General features: G+C 55.5%; 17 protein-coding genes and 2 pseudogenes. 10 read left to right on the forward strand and 9 right to left on the reverse strand.

Annotated features, from left to right (window positions below; all coding sequences use genetic code 11):
* Positions 1-121: 121 nt before the first annotated feature.
* On the reverse strand, positions 122-1225 hold the full coding sequence (locus tag V2S86_RS12835; protein WP_330762735.1) for an adenosylhomocysteinase: 1104 nt from the start codon (positions 1223-1225) through the stop codon (positions 122-124).
* Between the two features lie 48 nt (positions 1226-1273).
* Positions 1274-2218, reverse strand: coding sequence for a GlxA family transcriptional regulator (locus V2S86_RS12840; RefSeq protein WP_330762736.1), 945 nt, complete (start codon positions 2216-2218; stop codon positions 1274-1276).
* Positions 2219-2309: 91 nt separating this feature from the next.
* Between V2S86_RS12840 and V2S86_RS12845 the strand changes: the two genes are divergently transcribed.
* Both V2S86_RS12845 and V2S86_RS12850 read left to right on the forward strand, forming a co-directional pair.
* Complete coding sequence (locus V2S86_RS12845) at positions 2310-2990, forward strand: DJ-1/PfpI family protein (protein ID WP_330762737.1); 681 nt, start codon at positions 2310-2312, stop codon at positions 2988-2990.
* A 50-nt stretch (positions 2991-3040) separates the two neighbouring features.
* Complete coding sequence (locus tag V2S86_RS12850; RefSeq protein WP_330762738.1) at positions 3041-3604, forward strand: DedA family protein; 564 nt, start codon at positions 3041-3043, stop codon at positions 3602-3604.
* Positions 3605-3606: 2 nt separating this feature from the next.
* On the opposite strand, the gene V2S86_RS12855 is transcribed toward V2S86_RS12850, so the two are convergent.
* Complete coding sequence (locus V2S86_RS12855) at positions 3607-4230, reverse strand: LysE family translocator (protein ID WP_330763198.1); 624 nt, start codon at positions 4228-4230, stop codon at positions 3607-3609.
* 77 nt (positions 4231-4307) lie between these two features.
* Complete coding sequence (locus V2S86_RS12860; RefSeq protein WP_330762739.1) at positions 4308-5201, reverse strand: LysR family transcriptional regulator; 894 nt, start codon at positions 5199-5201, stop codon at positions 4308-4310.
* 113 nt (positions 5202-5314) lie between these two features.
* Between V2S86_RS12860 and V2S86_RS12865 the strand changes: the two genes are divergently transcribed.
* Positions 5315-5752, forward strand: coding sequence for a PACE efflux transporter (locus V2S86_RS12865; RefSeq protein ID WP_330763199.1), 438 nt, complete (start codon positions 5315-5317; stop codon positions 5750-5752).
* Between the two features lie 635 nt (positions 5753-6387).
* A complete protein-coding gene (gene ansP / locus V2S86_RS12870; protein ID WP_311993918.1) occupies positions 6388-7851 on the forward strand; it encodes an L-asparagine permease in 1464 nt (487 codons plus the stop codon).
* A 189-nt stretch (positions 7852-8040) separates the two neighbouring features.
* Here ansP and V2S86_RS12875 read toward each other — a convergent pair whose 3' ends face one another.
* A complete protein-coding gene (locus tag V2S86_RS12875) occupies positions 8041-8820 on the reverse strand; it encodes a HalD/BesD family halogenase (protein WP_330762740.1) in 780 nt (259 codons plus the stop codon).
* A 112-nt stretch (positions 8821-8932) separates the two neighbouring features.
* On the opposite strand from V2S86_RS12875, the gene V2S86_RS12880 reads away from it, so the two are divergent.
* A complete protein-coding gene (locus tag V2S86_RS12880; protein ID WP_330762741.1) occupies positions 8933-9844 on the forward strand; it encodes a LysR substrate-binding domain-containing protein in 912 nt (303 codons plus the stop codon).
* Here the strand turns inward: V2S86_RS12880 and V2S86_RS12885 are convergent.
* Positions 9841-10710 carry an ATP-grasp fold amidoligase family protein gene (locus V2S86_RS12885; RefSeq protein WP_330762742.1) on the reverse strand — a complete coding sequence of 290 codons (870 nt, stop codon included), beginning with the start codon at positions 10708-10710 and terminating at the stop codon, positions 9841-9843. The two genes, V2S86_RS12880 and V2S86_RS12885, sit on opposite strands and share 4 nt — an antisense overlap.
* Before the next feature lie 155 nt (positions 10711-10865).
* Between V2S86_RS12885 and V2S86_RS12890 the strand changes: the two genes are divergently transcribed.
* The gene (locus V2S86_RS12890; protein WP_330762743.1) at positions 10866-12149 is read left to right on the forward strand and encodes an oligosaccharide flippase family protein; all 1284 of its coding nucleotides are present in this window, start codon (positions 10866-10868) and stop codon (positions 12147-12149) included.
* On the opposite strand, the gene V2S86_RS12895 is transcribed toward V2S86_RS12890, so the two are convergent.
* Together V2S86_RS12895 and V2S86_RS12900 are read right to left on the reverse strand one after the other, a co-directional pair.
* Positions 12124-12765: an HD domain-containing protein gene (locus V2S86_RS12895; RefSeq protein WP_330762744.1), complete on the reverse strand. Its 642-nt coding sequence runs from the start codon at positions 12763-12765 to the stop codon at positions 12124-12126. The two genes, V2S86_RS12890 and V2S86_RS12895, sit on opposite strands and share 26 nt — an antisense overlap.
* A gap of 71 nt (positions 12766-12836) precedes the next feature.
* Complete coding sequence (locus V2S86_RS12900; RefSeq protein WP_330763200.1) at positions 12837-13685, reverse strand: DMT family transporter; 849 nt, start codon at positions 13683-13685, stop codon at positions 12837-12839.
* A gap of 93 nt (positions 13686-13778) precedes the next feature.
* Between V2S86_RS12900 and V2S86_RS12905 the strand changes: the two genes are divergently transcribed.
* The 4 genes and pseudogenes from V2S86_RS12905 to V2S86_RS12920 all read left to right on the forward strand — a co-directional run.
* The gene (locus V2S86_RS12905; protein ID WP_330762745.1) at positions 13779-14714 is read left to right on the forward strand and encodes a LysR substrate-binding domain-containing protein; all 936 of its coding nucleotides are present in this window, start codon (positions 13779-13781) and stop codon (positions 14712-14714) included.
* Positions 14715-14789: 75 nt separating this feature from the next.
* Positions 14790-15551, forward strand: a complete 762-nt coding sequence (locus V2S86_RS12910; RefSeq protein WP_330762746.1) for an arylamine N-acetyltransferase family protein — start codon at positions 14790-14792, stop codon at positions 15549-15551.
* A gap of 341 nt (positions 15552-15892) precedes the next feature.
* Positions 15893-16158 (forward strand): annotated as a pseudogene (locus V2S86_RS12915) (hypothetical protein).
* 29 nt (positions 16159-16187) lie between these two features.
* A pseudogene (locus V2S86_RS12920) lies at positions 16188-16351 on the forward strand (IS4 family transposase); the annotation flags it as partial.
* 104 nt (positions 16352-16455) lie between these two features.
* Here the strand turns inward: V2S86_RS12920 and V2S86_RS12925 are convergent.
* Positions 16456-18954, reverse strand: a complete 2499-nt coding sequence (locus tag V2S86_RS12925) for a C10 family peptidase (RefSeq protein WP_330762747.1) — start codon at positions 18952-18954, stop codon at positions 16456-16458.
* Positions 18955-19195: the final 241 nt, after the last annotated feature.

Here is a 19195-nt window from a genome sequence, read left to right on the forward strand (position 1 = left end):
TTATATGTGAGGGATCTCAAGTTGGCACTGGGATTATGCGCCCCCATTTGTGACAAATTCTGTCGGACAGAATATTGCGCAAACCGCGAGCGCTCTGGGGTGAGCGCCCGCGATGGAAAAGTTACAGCGCCGGTTGCCACGCCGACTGCGGCAACAGATACAAACCGGGAGCCTGGCGGGCGCCGTCACCGACGATATGGCCGATACCCGCCGCCATCACCGCCAGCGTCACATCGAAGGCATTCAGGCTGTCGCCGTAGCCCGCCGTCAGGTTGAACATCGACCCGTTGGCCAGCAAATAGATCTGTTTATCGCCCAGTTGGTAGGCGTTCACAAACGGCATAGGCTCGCTGTGCGGCAGGGTCTTCAGGAAGCCGACGTCAATTTCGGCCGCCACGTGGCCGACGTTGAGAATAAACACCCCGTCCTTCACCTGTTGCAGATGCTGGGCCGACAGCACGTTTTTCGCCCCGGTCGCCGTGGCGATCACGTCCGCCTGGGCAACCGCCGTGGCCAGATCGACCACCGCCCAGCCGTCGTAACGCGCCTGCAATGCCCGCGCCGGATCGATTTCCGCCACGACAACCTGCCCGCCATAAGCTTTCGCCGCCGCCGCAACGCCCTGCCCAACCAGGCCATAGCCAATCACCAGCACGCATTTTTCATGCAGCGTCAGGTGCGTGGTCTGGAAGAAGGTGTGCCAGGCGGTGAGGCCGACCATATGGCGGTTATGCAGCCCTTCTTTCACCGGCAGATCGTCCCAATTGAAGATCGGGTAGCGCGGTGCCATGCCGTTCAGCCGGCTGATGCCGGAACCGGTCGCTTCCAGGCCGGCGACAATCTGCGGGCCTGCGGCCGACTGGTGCAGGCGGGTCGTCAGATCCGCACCCATTTCGCACAGATGGGTCGGTTCCCAGGCCAACGCACGATCGAAGGATGCCGACCAGTCCGCATCGCTCATGTCACGCCAGGCGTGAGCCTGTGCGCCGCGACGCTCCAGCCAGGCGACCACGTCATCCTGCACCGTGGTCGGGTTGCAGGTGGTCAGATAAACCGCCGCGCCCTTGCCCAGCAGGCCCGCCACCAGCGGCGCCATTTTCAGATCCAGGTGCATGTTGCATGCCAGCCGCACGCCGTTCAAATCCGGCAGTGCCGCAACCGCCGCACGGGTGCGCGGCATATGACGCATCGCCCAATCCAGTTCGCTTTCAAAATCCTGATACATCTGTTGCTCCTTTTACTGCGCCACGCCACTGGGGCATAGCTTAATGAATTAACCGGCGCGGCTCAGCCGCCGCATCGCCTGCGGCGACAAACCGAAGACGCGAATAAATGCCCGCCGCATACGCTCAGGATCGCTAAAACCGACGGCACGGGCGATAGCCTCCAGCGCTTCGCCGCTCTCTTCAATCCGCCCCCGCGCCGCTTCCACCCGCAGTTGCTCAATCACCTTGGCCGGCGTCTGACCGGTTTCAGCGCGAAACAACCTGCCGAACTGGCGTTCGCTCAGGCAAGCGGCATCGGCCAGATCCGCCACCGTCAACGGCTGATGCAAATGCTCACGAGCGTAAGAAAGTGCGCTGCGGATGCGGTCTGAAGAAGGATTTAGCGCCAGCAGCAGTGAATACTGCGACTGCCCGCCAGGGCGGCGGTGATACACCACCAGTTGCCGCGCCACGTTGGCCGCCACCTCTGCGCCGAGGTCCTCTTCAATCATCGCCAGCGCCAGATCGATGCCGGCGCTGATGCCAGCCGAGGTCCAGAGGGCGCCGTCGCGAATAAAAATGCGATTGCTGTCGACGCGAATGCTCGGATAACACTGCTGCAACCGTGCGGCGTGGAACCAATGGGTAGTCGCGCGCTTGCCGTCCAGCAGCCCGGCGGCAGCCAGGATAAATGCTCCGGTACACACGCTGGCCATGCGCCGCACCTGCCGGCTTTGCTGCTGCAACATCCCGATCAATGCCGGGGACTCCGCCGCCGCCACGTTGCCGCGGCCACCGGCAATCAGCAGCGTATCAAAACGACTCTCCTCCAATGGCTGGGTCATCACCGCCACGCCGGACGAGCCGATCACCATTCCGCCCGCTTGCGACACCGGCAAACAACGGTATGCAGGGGCATCGGCGAACCGATCGGTCTGCTCGAAAGCCGCCAGCGGCCCCGCAAAATCCAGCAGGTTAAAATCGGGAAAGATCACAAAACCGATGTTTTTCATGATGGCGCTTTTTGAGGGTTATATGGCATACCGGCCAAAAACAGGACAGCTATTATTACCCAGACCAAAGGACAAAACTGAGGGGAATATCATGTCTGCACCATTAGTCATAGTTTTTCCGATCTATCAGGGCGTTACCCAGTTGGATTTCACCGGCCCGCTGCAATTTCTGCGGCGTATGCCCGATGCCGAAATTATCGTCGCCTCGATCGGCGGTGCGGACGTCAGTTCCGAGGGGCTGCACTTCTCCCGGCTGCAGAGGCTGGAGGACGTCATGCACTGCGATGTCCTGTGCGTGCCGGGCGGCAGTGGCTGCACCCAGGCGCTGCTGGATGAAAACTTCATGCGGCAGATCCGCCGGCTGGGGAGCAACGCACGCTATCTGACCTCGGTGTGCACCGGTTCGCTGATCCTGGCCGCCGCCGGGCTGCTGGACGGCAAGCGCGCTGCCTGCCATTGGTCGATGCGTGAAAGCCTGACGCTGTTCGGCGCTGTCCCCAGCCGTGCGCGGGTGGAGCGCGACGGCAATGTGATCACCGGTGGCGGCGTGACCGCAGGCATCGACTTCGCCCTGACACTGATCGCCGAGCTGCACGACGAAGAAACCGCGCAGATGATCCAGCTGTATCTGGAGTATGCCCCGGCACCGCCGTTCCTGGGGGGAACGCCAGAGCTGGCGCCTGCGGGGATTCTGGCGCGAGTAGAGGAAAAAATGGCGGACAGCCTGCAACAACGCCGGGCGCTGGTAGCGCAGATAGCCGCCCGCGGCTAGCGCACAGGGCGTATACTTAACCTTATGTGTTAAAGACATAGGGAATCAGAATGGCGGATTTAGCCCACTACATTACCGATTACGGCTACTGGGCGCTGTTTATCGGCTGCCTGGCCGAGGGGGAAACCATCACGTTACTGGGCGGCATTGCCGCGCATCAGGGGTTGCTGCATCTGCCCTGGGTGATTGCGGTGGTGGCGCTGGGCGGCACGCTGGGGGATCAGTTGCTGTTCTTTCTGGGCCGCCGCTTCGGCGGGAAAGTGATTTCACGGATGAAAAGCCAGGAAAAGCGCATCGAGCGCGCCAACCAGCTGATTGCCCGCCACCCGATGCTGTTCGTGATCGGCGTGCGCTTTATGTACGGCTTTCGCATTATCGGCCCGGTGCTGATCGGCACCAGTAAGTTGCCGCCCTCACGCTTTGTGCCGCTGAATATCCTGGGCGCCATTCTGTGGGCGACAATTTTCGTGCTGCTGGGCTACTTCGGCGGTGAAGCCATCACCCGCTTTATCTCCGGCTTCGACAAAAGACTGACCAGCCTGCTGTTTTGCGCGCTGGTGATCGCCGCCATCCTGCTGTTGCGCTTCTGGTGGCGGCGTCGTCGTGCCGATTAAGGTTATTTATTGAGCATCAGCTTCAGGCCGAGCAAGGCCAGCACGCCGCCGCCCAAGCGATCGAACCAGGCTTTAAAACGCAGGTAGGTGCGGCGCGGGCGCGGCGATGACAGCACAAACGCCACAAAGGCGTACCAGAGTACGTCGACCGTCAAGGCAATCACCGGCAACACCACGTACATCAGCGGCGAAATTTTATGGCTGAGCAGCGCGGCGAATACGCTACCGAACACGATAGCGGTGTTAGGGTTGCCGAGTTGGGTCAGCAAACCCGTGGTGAACGCCTTGCGAAACCCCAGATGCCGCTCGCCGACCGCCTCCACGTTCAGCGGCCGACTGGCCCCACGCAGCATGTTAAACGCCAAATAGATAAGGTAAGCGCCGCCCAGCACCTTCAATGTGGTGTACAACCACGGCAGCGCCAGCAGCAGCGACTGCAATCCCAGTAGCGCGATCAAGGCAAAGATAAAACAACCGACGCCCATGCCTAACGCCACCGCCATGCCGTCGCGGCGCGAAGAGGCCACTGCGGTGCGCGCCACCAAAATAAAACTTTGCCCCGGGCTCATCGCCCCGAGCGTTATCGCCCCGGTAATGCTCAATACCGATAATGCCGTTTCACTCATCATGCTTGCGGTACTCCCTTAACTGTCCCCTGCTCAAAGTAGCGCAGCGACGAAAATAAAAGCAATGAATACGGGGATCATTCAACCTGAGCCGCATCGCGCATCAGCGCTACCAGCTCGCGCGCGGCCTTGTCCAGCGGCGCATTTTTCAACCAGACCAGATGTACCGGCAACCGCAGTTCGTTTTTGGTGTTTTTGAATTTCAGCCGGATTAACCGCCCCTGCGCCAGCAGCGGCGCAGTCAGCGACAGCGGGAAATTGCCCCAGCCCAACCCGGCCTCAACCATGTTCAGCGCCATCGGCAGGCTGTCGGTGCGCCAATAGGATTCCGCCACCCGCGGCCGCAGATCGGCGATCGGCAGATCGCGGCTGGCCACCATAATCTGCCGCACGTTGACCAGGTCCTCGAGAAACAGCTCGTCCGCCGCCCCTTTTAGTGCCGGATGGCATGGAGAGAGCGTGGCGACCAGCGATTCTGCCCCCACAAAATGGAACTGTTCCTGACTGTTGACGTTAAGCCCACCAAACGACAGGCAAACGCCAACCCTGCCCTGATGCAGCATATGCAACACATCATCCTGCGGGGCGGTCAGCACTTCGATGTTCAGCAACGGATAACGCTCCGCCAGCGTTTTGATCGCCGCCAGCAGGCCGCTGCCGTTGATGTCCGAAGCGACGCCTATCGACAGCGTACTCTCCAGCCCCTGCGACAATTCGATGGCGTGGTTTTGCAATTGTTTAAGCTGGTCGGCAATCAGCCGCGCATGCGGTGCCAGCGCCAGTGCCAGCGCGGTCGGCACAGGTTCGCGGTGCGAGCGGTCAAACAGCGGGAACCCCAGTTCCGCCTCCATGTTGGCGATCCCCATACTGACCGCCGAAGGCACGCGCCGCAGCGAACGGGCGGCGGCGGAGAACGAGCCGCGATCCAATACCGCCAGAAACAGCTCAATGTTATCGCTGGAAAAGTTCATTGCGTTACCTGTCAGTAAAACTGACAGCTCCTGACTTTTTCTATCAATGTGATTGACGTTATCTTAGCCGCCACGAGCCAAGAAACCATCAAAAAATAACGCAGGAGAACATGATGCAAGGCGTTAAACGCAAACTGGTGTATGTCACCGCCTATGAAATTATCGGCATGGCGATCTCCGCTTTGGGGCTGGCGCTGCTTTCCGGCAGCGCGCCCAGCAGCACCGGACCGCTGGCGGTGATCATCACCACCATCGCCGTAAGCTGGAACTTCATCTACAACGCGCTGTTTGAGCGCTGGGAAAGCCGCCAGACGTCACGCACCCGCACGCTAAAGCGCCGTATCCTACACGCTGTGGGGTTTCAACTGACGCTGGTGGTGTACCTGATCCCGCTGATCGCCTGGTGGATGGGGATTTCGCTACTGGAAGCTTTGCTGCTGGATATGGCGCTGATCGTCATTATCCCGTGCTACACCTTCGTGTTTAACTGGGCGTTCGATCTGATTTTCGGTCTGCCTGCTTCGGCTCTGCCGGCCGGAGAATCTGCCTAAAAAATCGCCGTCAATCCCTTCGCCTGCGGGCTATAATCGCCGCAGGCCACAAAAATCTTATTTCTCCCCTTTTTTCACGCCTCGAAAAATAAGCAAAACCCCCTGCAATTTGCACGGTAATTAATATTTTGTGATTTTCGTCACTTTTTATTCCTCGATATTTCCGTGTTGATAAAATTACACATCATATTGAATAATATGTTCTTTTCTATATGGAATAAAAAATAAACACAATTTATCACGATTTATACGCAGGATTTTTTGCCACATTTACGGAGAAAAGGTAGCATGCCTCGCCGTTATTTAATGATGGCTGTACATATAATATACCCTATGGGTTTCAAGTTGCAGCTAGGCGGCCAGCTCGCTTATCCCCAGGCGCTTACTCCGGTAAGTAACTGGGGTAAGCCACAAATCTGTCGGGAACAGATTTGAACGCTGCTTGCAGCGGCCCCGAAGGGGCAAGACCCACGGAGGGGTCTTGTAAGCAGCCAACAACGCTGCAGCTTGAAAGACGACGGGTATAAAACAACAGAATGATGCCATGACCTCATTCTCATAACGATTGGCAATAGCAATCGTTTGCTCTCGTCCGAGAGCTGGGTATCCCTATAGACAGGTAAACAGGACGGATGATGCAATCACATAAAAAAACCGATCATGACAAACACGCCGCCAGAAGACGTTGGTTAGACTCACATGAATCCGGTTATCACAAAAGCATGGGCAACCGGCAGATACAGATGATCGCCATCGGCGGTTCCATCGGTACCGGCCTGTTCCTCGGCACCGGCGGCCGGCTGGAAATGGCCGGCCCGGCACTGGCTTTGGTCTATCTGGTGTGCGGGATTTTCTCTTTCTTCATTCTCCGCGCGTTGGGCGAGTTGGTGTTGCACCGCCCTTCCAGCGGCAGCTTCGTTTCTTATGCCCGCGAATTTCTCGGCGAAAAAGCCTCTTATGTCGCCGGCTGGATGTATTTCCTCAACTGGGCGATGACCGGTATCGTCGACATCACTGCGGTCGCGCTGTACATGCACTACTGGGGCACTTTCGCCGACGTGCCGCAATGGCTGTTCGCGCTCTGCGCCCTTGGGGTGGTCGCCACCATGAACATGATCGGCGTGAAGTGGTTCGCCGAAATGGAGTTTTGGTTCGCGCTGATTAAAGTGGCCGCCATTGCCATTTTCCTGGTGGTCGGCGTGGTGTTCCTGGGTACGGGCACGCCGGTGGCGGGTAACACTACCGGCCTGCACCTGATCACCGAAAACGGCGGCATGTTCCCGCACGGCTTGCTGCCCGCGCTGGTGCTGGTGCAAGGGGTGATCTTCGCCTTCGCCGGCATTGAGCTGATCGGCACCGCCGCCGGCGAATGCAAAGATCCGGCAAAAATGCTGCCGAAGGCGATCAACAGCGTGATCTGGCGTATCGGCCTGTTCTACGTCGGCTCCGTGGTGCTGCTGGTGCTGCTGCTGCCGTGGAATGCCTATCAGGCCGGTCAAAGCCCGTTCGTTACCTTCTTCAGCAAACTGGGCGTGCCCTATATCGGCACCATCATGAACATCGTGGTGCTGACCGCCGCACTGTCGAGCCTGAACTCCGGTCTGTACTCCACCGGCCGTATTCTGCGTTCGCTGTCGATGGGCGGCTCCGCGCCGAAATTCATGTCCAAGATGAGCAGCCAGCAAGTCCCCTATGCCGGCATTCTGGTGACCTGCGGTATCTATGTGCTCGGCGTCTTGTTGAACTACCTGGTGCCATCGCAGGTGTTTGAGATCGTGCTGAACATCGCCTCGCTGGGCATTATCAGCTCCTGGGCATTTATCATCGTCTGCCAGATGCGTCTGCGTAAAGCGGTGAGAGAAGGCCGCGCCAAACCGGTCACTTTCAAAATGCCCGGCGCGCCGGTGACCTCCTGGCTGACGCTGGCGTTCCTGCTGGCGGTCGTGGTGATGATGGCGTTCGATTACCCGAACGGCACCTGGACCATCGCCACCATTCCGGTGTTGGTCGTGCTGCTGGTACTGGGCTGGTTCGGCCTGCGCAAGCGCGCGCAGGAAGTGAAGCTGGAACAACAGGCGCACGAAGAAGCCCACCACTGAGTCTCTGAACTGCCCCCACCGGGGCAGTCTGACTGCTGACAAAGCCCGTTATTAGGGAGAGCGTGCCGTAGGGGTCGTAGCGGCTTGCCCGCCGGAGCGCCCCTCGGTGCGCTAGGCCCGGGTATCTCGGGTTCAAAGACAACTTTGTCATCAAACTCACTGCCCCCACCGGGGCAGTTTTTTTATCCGTTACAGCCGGCCATAAAAAGTCATGCGCGCGCTCTCCGACAGCGCGATATCCGGCTGGGCGTTATAGGCCAGCACCACCAGCATGCGGGTGGTATCGCCTTCGGTCGGCGTAACCCGGTGCATGGCATTGCGCCCGCGAAACAGCACCAAATCCCCCTCCTCCATCGCCAGCGTCTTCACCGCACGCTCGCCGTCCAGCACCTGGGTTACTCCCGCGTAATTCATCTCGCCGCGATCGGCATCGCGCAGGTTTTCCACATACTCAAACCGGCCGCCGGCCTGCGGTTTTTGGATCAGGAGCGTGATGGCGAATGAGGAGTTATCAAAATGCCAGCCCAGTTCCTGCCCGCGATGCGCGTAGTGCAGGTTGATCGACGACAGCCGATCGGCGTAGGGATAGAGCTGCTGCTCTTCCAGTACCGCACAGAGGAAATCGCGGAAAGGCTGGGCATCATACAGCGTACGCAGCGGCGACTGCGCCGGGATATCCTCGTCGGTAATGCAGCCCTTGGACGACACCACCTGCCGGTTGCGCGCATGGTCGGCAGGCAGGCTTTCGTCCTGCGGCCTCAGGTAGACGTTATGCTTGCTGGCGGCATAAAACGCCGCGTGGCTGTGTTCCGCCCCTTCGAGACGGACGGTCGCCAGCGCGGCGGCGGTCAGAAAACCCCGCAGCACCAGCGCACCCGCCGTGTCCAGCGTCGCTTTGCAGCGGGCCTGAAAGCCGGCGTCGCCAATCGGGTTGGCAGATAAATCAACGATATGAGCGAGTTGCTGCATGAGAAGCTCCTGAAGGCTTGGCGGCCGGATACCCCACTGTAGCGAATGTCGCATTGCCGTAATAACAAAAATGCGTTAAGGATGAAGTAACCCATTCTTAACGATAGCCGCCATGAACGCACCTTCCCGCAGCCGCCTGCCCAAACTGAGCGCCATTTTGGCGTTTGAAACCGCCGCCCGTACCGGCAGCCTGACCAGAGCGGCTGACAGCCTGGCGCTGACCGCCGCCGCCGTCAGCCAGCAAATCCGCCAGCTTGAACAGCATCTGGGCATTCAGCTGTTTATCCGCGCCAAAAGCGGCGTAACGCTGACCGAACAGGGCGCGGATTATCTGGCCTATGTGCAGGAAGCCTTTGAGACGCTGCGCGTGGCGCAACAGCATGTCGATCGCCAGCGGGGCCAGGAAACACTGACGGTCTTTGCGCTGCCGGCGCTGGCGTCAAAATGGCTGAACCCGGCGATTGGCGATTGGCTGGCCCGCCAGCCGCAGGTGGATATCCGCCTGCACGCTACCCATGCCGCGGTGGATTTCGCCGCCTCGGCAGCGGACTTTGCATTGTGCTTTGGCGATCAAGACTATCCGCTGCTGGAAAAAGTGCGGTTGTTTCAGGATGGCGTGCAGCCGGTGTGCAGCCCGCAACGGCAGGCCGCAGGCGACTGGGCCCGGCAGCCGCTGATTCATGTCGATTGGGGCAAAGAGAGCCAGTTCCTGCCGGGTTGGCATGAGTGGTTCACCGCCGCCGGGCTACCGCCGCCGCAGCGACGGGGCCTGACCTATAATCTGACCTCGCTGGCGATTGATGCGGCGGTAGCAGGCCACGGCATTTTGCTCGGCCAACAAATCTTGATCCAGCGCGAACTGGCTAACGGCACGCTGGTGCCGCTGGCAGAAACGGTGCTGCCTCTCAGCAAGCCTTACTACGTGGTCTATCCGCAGCGCACGCTGGACAAGCCCAAAGCGGCGGAGTTTTTGGCCTGGCTGCAAAGCATCGCACCGCCGGATACCGGCCGGCAACCGATCTAAACACCGCAGCGGCTACCGGATCTGGACATCATCTCACCCAACAGCAGGTTGGTCGCGCGCGGCAGAAAAACCTCATTACCGGCACCGGGGGTTAGCGTCAGTTCACCAATGTAGAGCCGCTCGGGGGTGCGATAGAAATCGACGCGGCAATAGTCGAGATCCGCCGCTACGGCTTTGGCTACCTGGATCATTTCATCCCAAAAAGCCGGTTTCTCATGCAACGTGTTGATCTGCGGAATATCCTGCTGAATAAAAAAGCAGGGGTGAACATGCTCTTCCAGAAACTCCAGCGAAGTGGGTTCAGGCCCGCCGCGCAGCAACTCAACGAACAGATAAGATTGATTGCCATTAAAAACATGCACCTTGTAATCGATCAATTCCCCGCAGCACTCGATATCCAGCAATTTCTCGACAATAATTTTCTGTGGAATAGTGGCGTAATGTTTTTCACGAAACCGTTTCCAATAGGTTATTTCAGACCAGCCATTAAGAATATTCATAATATCCTGATAGCTAATCTGACTTTTATCTTTTACTATTTTAACCTGCTGAGACGCATTATTGGTTTTAATTACAAACGATTGTGGCAGGGAAAGGTAGTCCTGCTCGGTAAAATCATCGGTGATCATGATGATCGGCGTTAGGTAATTTTCCGATACCCGCTGTGAAATATACTCCCTCACCGCCACTTTATCCGCCAGCAGGCTGTAGTCACGCTGTGGATAGCGCATACGTTGATAAATTTTCTCGGAAAATGTCTTCGGGTTTTTGAAGTTAACCCAAGAGCCATGAGCAAGATAGTGGCTAATTTGATAATAGATAGCATCAGGCGCGGCCCGATAGAGCCGTTTTGCGAGTTTTCTCATTTTTCTGTTTCTTCCATGAAGATAGCATACGGAGAAATGCTTTTAACATTTCGATTATTACCGCTCAATTATAAAACCCTGCGGCCCCATCCTTACAAGTGGCATGGGAATAATCGGATGATTCTTATTATGGCATGCGACAGGGAAAATCGCTGATGCAATTAAAATTCATAGATATCAATATAGTGAAAAACGCATTCTGGATGATATCTGAAAAAATGGTCTCTATTCTGGGCGTCATTTTTATCACCGCCTATATGGCAAAATATATTGGCCCGGAAAGTTTCGGCAAGATCACCTTCGCTACCGCCATTTTCGCCATTACCCAGACGCTGGCGCTGCTGGGTTCCGACACCGTGCTGTTCAAACGCATTAGCCGCAGCCCGCGCTCCGGCACCGCATTGATGTTTTCCACCAATCGGCTGCGCCAGGGCTGCTTTATCCTGTTTTCCGCCGCCATCCTGCTTTACACCGGGCTACGGGACGACTTCATTACCTTCTATTTTTGCACCGCCACCTTTATCGCCGGCTTTTTCTCGCTCAGGGACGTGTTCACCATTTACCACGACGCCCGGCTGGAGTCGCGCTTCAATACGCTGGCCAACGTTGCCGGCTTGGGCAGCGCCCTGTTGGCGCGTTACCTGATTGTTTATTTTGATTTGCACCTGTATTTCCTGGCGATCCCCATCGTGATGGTTTATCTGATCCCTTACCTGATCCGCCATCACCTGTACCATCGTCGCCATCCGCGCTTTACCGCCCCCGCCCGCGTTCGGCGCAAGTATGTGCGCTATCTGCTCGCCAGCGGGCTGCCGCTGGCGGTCTCCAACGTTTCCATCGCCATTTACACCCGGCTGGCGCAGCTGTTCCTGATGTGGTTCGTCTCCGCCGAGGCGCTGGGCATTTATTCCGTCGCCATCACGCTGGCCACCGCCTGGATGTTCGTCACCAACGCAGTGATCTCCTCATTTTTTGCCAAGATATTCGCTTACCGCCATGACGACGCGGTGCGCGCCGCCGCCAAACTGAATGGGCTGGTGCTGGCGATCGCCGCCGCGATCGTGGCAAGCATCGTTTTGCTCGGCAAACCGGTGATCGTGCTGCTGTACGGGGAGCAATATCTGGCGGCCTATCCGGCCATGAGCGTGCTGGCGGTAGCCACGCTGCTCTCGGCACTCGGCACCTTGGCCTATAAATACATTGTGATGTTCTCGGGCTACGGCTTCCTGTCGAAGAAGATGTTCCTGGTGTTTATCATCAATATCCCGCTTTCTTATTGCCTGATCCGCCAGTACGGCATCATGGGCGCCGCCTACAGCACCCTGCTGACCGAACTGCTGTCGCTGACCCTGCTCAACTACGTCTTCCGCCGCGGCGTGGTCTTGCAAATGCACCTGCGCTCGCTCAACCCGCTTACTTATCTTCGCCGCGCCAGTTGATAGATGGAAATTCGGCCGGGTGTTTCGCCAGCCTGAAATGCTCCTCGTATTGCTGCCAGAGCGCGTTGAACCAACTGTCGTCGCCGCTGCGTCGGTTAATCAGTGCGACGGCGGCGTCACATTGGCTGCGGGCGGCACCCAACAGCCCGGCGTCGCCTCGCTGCAACACGCACAGCAAGCGCGACATCTCCACCAGGTATTGGCGTGCAAAACTCGGCTCGTAGTCGGTGATGTTTTTGCTGTTGTCGATCAGATCGCACAGCTTGATGGTTTGCGCTTCCGGGCAGGCCAAGGCACTGTGCTGCAGGTTGGCATTCTTGCGGTGCAACCGCTCGCCGCCGTAACTGCGAGTTTGCACGTCGGTCAGCATCTCCACGTATTCTTCAACCTTGGGGCCGAACTCGCGGCGAATATCCGCCAGGGTCACCGGGGTGTCTTCCACCGTATCATGCAGCCAGGCGGCGGCGATCATTTCCGGCGTAGGATCCGCCTGCTGCAACAGCGCCACCACAGCGGTGGGGTGAACGATATAAGGCTCGCCGGTAAACTTGCGCTTCTGCTTGCAGCTCTCGTGTGCCGCCGTGGCGAACCGCCGGGCTTTTTGCGTTAAATCCATGCTGACTCCTTATCTGAATATCCCCATTTTAATGGCGATCGTCCGGGTAAGAGAGTCTGTTTGGTTATGAGTTATGCCGGTTGCAAATGCAGCACTACAGCGCCCGCCAATACCGTTAATACCCCCAGCCACTGCGGGCCGGAAAGCCGCTCGCGCAGCAAAAGCGCGCCCAATAGCGCGGCGATGCCGCCGGACAAGGTGCTTAGCACGGTGACGACAGCCACCGAGCCCGCCCCGGCGCCCACGGCAAAGGCGGTAAAACCGCCCAAACTCAGCAGGCTGGCGGCCAGCAACAGCCCGCTTTGCCGCCAGGTAGGCCGTGCAACCAGCGCCCGTCGGTCTGTGTTCAGGATCAACACCGCCGCCAACCCGACCGTGTAGCCGAGCCACAGGCTGACGCGTGGCCCCAGCACCGGCAGCGTGTATTTTCCCTGCAACCAAAAACCGGCACCGTAACCGAGCGCAGCCATCAACGAGAAGGCGACGGAGGGCCAGGCCGAACCGGATTTTTCAGGCTGGCGGCCCGGCTCCATCGCGCTGAGTATCACCCCAAACAGACATACCGCCAGCCCGGCCAGCGTCAGTGCGCCAAGCCGTTCGCCACCGAGCCAGGATAACAGCGTGGTCACCGCGCCGTAGCTGGTGACCAAGGGTGCTACCAGCACCGCCTTGCCGATGGCAAAAGCCTGGGACAGCGCCAAGGTTGCGCCCACCGTCAGGCCGGCGGCCAGCAGCGCCAATCCCCAAACCCTGCCCGACGCCGCAAAGGCGGGAATGGCGGTAGTCAGCAACAATGCGCTCAGAATGACAAAACCGATCGCCTGGGAGAAGAATACCGCCCTGCGCACCCCCACCGCCCGCGCGTTGATGCCGATCAAAAAATCCGTGCTGCCCCAGCACAGCGCGGCGGCTAACCCCATGAATATATCCACCCAATTCTCCCGTCCGATTCGTTGACAAAAAGTAAGAGAAAAATCGCTTGTGGAACATCGATAGATTGGCAATATGGTTGAATGAAACTCAAGCTGAACGCTCAACCACGCCTGCCGTCGCTGAAAGCCTTGCATACCTTCGAGGTGGCGGCGCGCTGCGCCAGTTTTACCGAGGCGGCGGAGCAGTTGAACGTCACGTTGGGGGCGGTCAGCCGCCAGATACGCCAGTTGGAGAATGAACTGGGCGTTGAACTGTTTCACCGCAAGGGCAATGCGGTCGCGCTCAACGACACCGGCAAACGGCTGGCTATCGACGTCACCCGTGCGCTGACGCTGCTGCAAAAAGCCAGCGATCGCGCCCGGCCAGCGCAACAGCAGACGCTGAAACTGACCTGCACGCTGGGCATTGCCAGCCACTGGCTGGCGGCGCGTTTACCGGCGCTGCGCCACGCCGATCCTGATGTCTCGCTGGTGCTGGACGCCAACGAAAGCCTGCGCGATTTAGCCAACGGCGAAGCGGACATCGCCATCCGTTACAGCCCTACCGCCAACCCGCCGCCGCATTCCCGCGAACTGTTGGCCGATGCCTTTGCGCCGCTGGCGAGCCCCGCCTTTCTTGCCGCGCACCCTGCGTTCAGCCTCGCCGATCTCCCGCAGGCCCCCTTGATTCATTCGCCGTGGAAGGATACGCAAGGGCTGGGCGCCGCCGGCTGGCAAGACTGGTTCGCCGCCTTTGGCGCAGGCGCGGCGGCACCGCGCGGCATCCTCACCGTTAACAGCGTTGGCCATGCGTTGCAGGAAGCGATGGAAGGCAACGGTATCGTGCTCGGCAGCCTGGCGGTGGCGCAGGATGCGTTAGCCGCAGGCAAGCTGGTGCCGGTGTTTGGCGAGCACGGGCAACTGCCCTGCGCCTATCAATATCGTCTGTGCTGGGCGGACAGCGCGTTCGTTAGCACCACCACCCGCCGCTGGGTGAATCTGCTGCTGCAGGCGGCAGGCAAACCCCCGGCATTCTGACGCAGCACGTATTGCGCCCACAGCAGTGAAAAATCCAACTATTTTATAATCAATTTTTTTGCTGCGAGACAAACCGTGGACAGACAACGCTACCTGCAACATATTGGATTTGCAGGCATCCCCCAGGCTGACCTCCTGACGCTGCAACAGTTACACCGCTGCCATATGCTGAGCGTGCCCTTTGAGAACCTGAGCATTATTTATCGCCAGGGCATTCATCTGGAAGAACCGGCGCTGTTCAATAAAATTGTCGAACGCAACCGCGGCGGCTTTTGCTATGAGCTGAACCGGCTGTTTGCCGCGCTGTTGAAGGACATCGGCTTTAACGTACAGTTTATTTCCGGTGAGATCCGCGCCCGCGACGGCAGCTTCGGCGCGCCCTTCGACCATATGGCGCTGAAGGTGGAGCTGGATCAGCCGTATCTGGTGGACGTGGGGTTTGGCGACTCGTTCCTGACGCCGTTGAAAATCACCACCACCGAACAGCAACCGCAAACCAGCGGCACCTTCCATTTAGAACAGGAAGGCGAGACCTATTATCTGGAACGCCGAAACGGCGATAATCGCTCGCACGCCAAAACTCTGTACCGTTTTACCCTGCAAGCCCGTGAGCCGAGTGAGTTCGACGGCATGTGCCACTATCACAGCACCTCGCCGCAGTCGCATTTCACCCAGCGGCTGGTGTGCTCGCGGCCAACGGAAAATGGCCGGGTGACCCTCAGCGAGAACAAACTGATTATCACCGAAGATCACCAGCGTCATGAATCGACGCTGCATTCCGAAGATGAACGGCGTGCAGCGCTGATGCGCTATTTTGGGATTGATTTGGACCGGTGATGACAGGGGAATAATCGCTCTCTGAACAGGGGAATATTCCCCTGTTTATTTTATAGGGAATGCACTGCCGCTTTGAATATTCCTGACCTTACCTTTTAGATATATAAGACAATCACCATTGACAATATAATATTATTAATATTTCAAATAAAAAACGGATAAAAAACAATATTTATATGATTTTACAATTACAACACCCTTTTGTTTATACAGGTGTTTTTCGTTGAAAATCTCGTCAAAATCAATCACAACAGAGACTGATTCTGATATTTTTATTTAGATAGAGTAGGCTTTACCTGGCAGTCACGATTATTTCAACGATATATCTTAAGGAGAAATGCATGAGTGACAATGAAAACAGCAAGACGCAGATTGATAATTTACGTGATGTGGTTTCTCAGCTAAAAAAATGCGGCACTACGCGCAATCCAATACCGAAACGCTGTCTGCGCAATGGTTGGCCTTCGATCAGGGCGAATACAAGCATGCTGAATTTGCCGAAGCGATCGCCGATCTCTTGAATAACCAGGGTATCTGCCTGGAAGGGCTGGAAAAGAACATTCAGGATATCGAGATCGAAATAAACCGTCTCGACAGCGAAGTCTGATAACATCTCTCACGACTGAAAAATAAGATCTGAGGAATCAGGCTGACAGCCTGAAATAGCACGAGTGATATCTTATCTGATGTTAGAGGAGAATGTCCTGCGACACTCTCCGCTAATTTTAAAGCGAACAGCACTGGATGCCGTTCTTAATCATCTCGCCAAAACCTGCCGCGATATGGTGCCGGTTTATTAGCGCTGATTTATGGGAATCCCTCAGCGTGGTTGGCGGGCTTAAATTGAAACCAGAATGATTAAACCCTAACAACGATTTTTTATGCCTTGAGCCCTAATCTCTTATCACCTTATAACTGTAATATTTACCGACGTATTGATATTTGGCTCCCCTAACAGCCGGGATTGATACTCCGGATAGTCTTTATCATGCGCCTCCAGAGTTAAGGTATAGCCCCCTTCGCTAAGTTTATCCGGTAATGCACAATCTATTGATAATGGTAAGGGTCCTCCATCATATGCAAAAGCATTTATTGCTTCACCGATTTTTATCTGGTTGCGGTTTGCCAACGTCACATAGGCTGTCACATTCCCCCAATAACCATAATTATCATTTTCCCGTGGCAGGAGATACATTTGTGTGTCGAGTGTAAATGCCTCTCCCGGGGACAGACGCAACTCCGCCGGCAGGCTTTGTGTAATGCGCAGGAAAGGAGCCTGTAGCACAGGGATTACGATAATCGGTGACGGATTACGAACCCCCTCTGCGCCGGATACCAACATTGCGCCAGAGGGACTTCCCGCAGGCATTGCGACTATGCCAATTTGATATTGGCCTGGTGTAAAATTCCTGCCCATCATCGGGGTAATCGTATAGTGTTTTGTTTCTCCTTTTTTATATCCTTCGCGCTCCACCACACTACCTATGTAATGGATGATGCCATCTCCATCAATAATTACAAGATGTATCAGCACTACTTTGTCCAGACCCTTTTCACAATAAAGATCAAACGCTATCGGCGTCGTCGTTCTCATTGAAATATTAACGGGATAATCTGGAGTATAAACTAAACGAAGTTCATCCATATAGTGAACGGTTGACTTTATGGTGACCATTACAGTGTCAATGATATCGGTACCTTCTCCCGTTAGAGGGGTAAACGTATTTACCGGATGTGCATCTTCTGAAGAATAAAAGACTTTCATCGTATAGACATTTCCTGTCTGTACTTCTGAGGGAACCCTGGCTGAAAATATCAGTTTCTTCACCTCTCCCGCAGGTAATATGACATTTCTCTCGCGGGAAACTTCATATGTTACGTTATTCTTCTTATCAACAAAACAAAGGGTAACACTTCCCGTAAACGGTTCACCAATATTTCTCAGAATTACTGAAACAGGTGACATTTCATCCCTGTAGAAGGCTACGGGGGTATCCAGTGATTTATCCAGCCTGACTTTATTGCTTGTTTTAGGTCGAATTATGTTTACAGAAAAAAAATTATTCCCATTAAAAATGTTTGGTATTTTTTTCCATCCATATTTCAATGATGGGTTATTTGCCAATAAATAAAGGCGTCTTGGGTTACAAGTCATGATATTCGGTAGGTGTGATGCGAATGTCATGGGTACTTCGGTTCCTGCGGGAATATGTACCGTTTGGTTATCATCCAGAAGTTGAATGATCACACCACTGACATCCGCCAGTGCCAGTACAATCTGTCCTTCAAAATCCACACCCGTGGTATTTTTCACCATGACAGTCGTAAAAAATGATTCACCCAGAGTGAGTATTTGCTGGCTGCTGACAGGAGTCATCGATAAGGGCAGGTACTCTCGGGGTTTTATGTCAACAACAATATCTTCACACCAGATGTTATGGGGCAAATTATAATAACCGTCGTAACCGCTGATGCCCCAGCCGAAATTAAGGTGGAAAAACTGATTCTCATCCATCCCGTCGCACACCACTGAATGGCTTTTTCCACCGATCTGCACGGGGCGCTTATTTTCAATTTCGTGCCTGAATATCGATATAATTTCGTAATCCGAGAAGGTAGTTTCACTCTGTTTCGGCGTCAGATCACCGTAAGTGACATCGGGGTCATAGCTGTAATGCCTGGAGAGCATAGGTCCGACGTCTTGTACAAACGCGGCTGAGCCTCCAGACATATAATGCATCTTTACTGCACATCCGATGTGTAGCATCAGGTCCGCGACGGCATTATCTTCTTCCGGTGTGCCCTTGCCAATGTCCTTCATCTTGTCCCACTGATACATAAAATTATTAATATCAATGGCAGGCATTGTTGTGTCACCCACGGTATAGGCAGGAATAATGCCTGTTCCTGTCACAGGCCATTCGTGGTATTTCATGAGCTGCGCGGCGGCTGTGGCCACGCACCCCGTATATCCTGGTGTTTTATCATTATACGGTGAGGATTGATTCCACCGTGTCTTTAGCATTGGAGAAATGGCTGTTGACTCCGAAGGGTACGGACCATGGAGTTTAAAACCACCTCTTTTAGCGTAATCTGCATCATAGGTAACCTGCCGTGACTGGTTATCAATGGCTGTTCTGGCAATTTCATCAAGAAATCTCTCCGTATCGTCGTTTTTAACGATCGCTTTCGGGAAAAATAAATGACTCAGCGAGTAACCAATTACCGGAGGGAGATGTTTCACCGAAGCACAGATAATAAACCCACTGCCGTCTTCATTCAGGGAATATATTTTAAATAGCTCAAGGCCGTGATGGTATCGGGTATAAATTACCGTGGGGGAAAATGTCTTGCGTCCAATAGTTAGTATGGATAACGTTTCAAAAGCCAGATCATGTTTCATCATGTAATCCTATTAGTAGGAGGTATCAATTTTTTGGTCAATCACATTGTTATAACCAATAACAATAAACGTTATAGTTGTCTTTTTTATCATGTATCGTCAATTTATAAAAACAAAAGGCACGTAAAGAAAATACAATGATGAACTGTGAATCGTTATGCGATAATATTCATTAAATTTATTCCATTCCCGGCCTCGCCATATAAAGAGTATCGACCAGTTGATCTTCACATTGTAAAGC

This window comes from Serratia sp. C2(1) (assembly GCF_036352655.1).
In the GTDB taxonomy this organism is placed as follows: Bacteria; Pseudomonadota; Gammaproteobacteria; order Enterobacterales; family Enterobacteriaceae; genus Serratia; species Serratia inhibens.

Excerpts from the sequence above, each read along its gene's own strand:
- V2S86_RS12875 (WP_330762740.1), bottom strand. The coding sequence starts at position 8,820 with ATGCAGCAACTCGCTCATATCGTTGATTTATCTGCCAACCCGATTGGC.
- V2S86_RS12905 (WP_330762745.1), top strand. The coding sequence starts at position 13,779 with ATGAAACTCAAGCTGAACGCTCAACCACGCCTGCCGTCGCTGAAAGCC.
- V2S86_RS12865 (WP_330763199.1), top strand. The coding sequence starts at position 5,315 with ATGCAAGGCGTTAAACGCAAACTGGTGTATGTCACCGCCTATGAAATT.
- V2S86_RS12850 (WP_330762738.1), top strand. The coding sequence starts at position 3,041 with ATGGCGGATTTAGCCCACTACATTACCGATTACGGCTACTGGGCGCTG.
- V2S86_RS12885 (WP_330762742.1), bottom strand. The coding sequence starts at position 10,710 with ATGAGAAAACTCGCAAAACGGCTCTATCGGGCCGCGCCTGATGCTATC.
- V2S86_RS12845 (WP_330762737.1), top strand. The coding sequence starts at position 2,310 with ATGTCTGCACCATTAGTCATAGTTTTTCCGATCTATCAGGGCGTTACC.
- V2S86_RS12835 (WP_330762735.1), bottom strand. The coding sequence starts at position 1,225 with ATGTATCAGGATTTTGAAAGCGAACTGGATTGGGCGATGCGTCATATG.
- V2S86_RS12890 (WP_330762743.1), top strand. The coding sequence starts at position 10,866 with ATGCAATTAAAATTCATAGATATCAATATAGTGAAAAACGCATTCTGG.
- V2S86_RS12925 (WP_330762747.1), bottom strand. The coding sequence starts at position 18,954 with ATGAAACATGATCTGGCTTTTGAAACGTTATCCATACTAACTATTGGA.
- V2S86_RS12900 (WP_330763200.1), bottom strand. The coding sequence starts at position 13,685 with ATGGGGTTAGCCGCCGCGCTGTGCTGGGGCAGCACGGATTTTTTGATC.
- V2S86_RS12880 (WP_330762741.1), top strand. The coding sequence starts at position 8,933 with ATGAACGCACCTTCCCGCAGCCGCCTGCCCAAACTGAGCGCCATTTTG.
- V2S86_RS12860 (WP_330762739.1), bottom strand. The coding sequence starts at position 5,201 with ATGAACTTTTCCAGCGATAACATTGAGCTGTTTCTGGCGGTATTGGAT.
- V2S86_RS12855 (WP_330763198.1), bottom strand. The coding sequence starts at position 4,230 with ATGAGTGAAACGGCATTATCGGTATTGAGCATTACCGGGGCGATAACG.
- ansP (WP_311993918.1), top strand. The coding sequence starts at position 6,388 with ATGCAATCACATAAAAAAACCGATCATGACAAACACGCCGCCAGAAGA.
- V2S86_RS12895 (WP_330762744.1), bottom strand. The coding sequence starts at position 12,765 with ATGGATTTAACGCAAAAAGCCCGGCGGTTCGCCACGGCGGCACACGAG.
- V2S86_RS12840 (WP_330762736.1), bottom strand. The coding sequence starts at position 2,218 with ATGAAAAACATCGGTTTTGTGATCTTTCCCGATTTTAACCTGCTGGAT.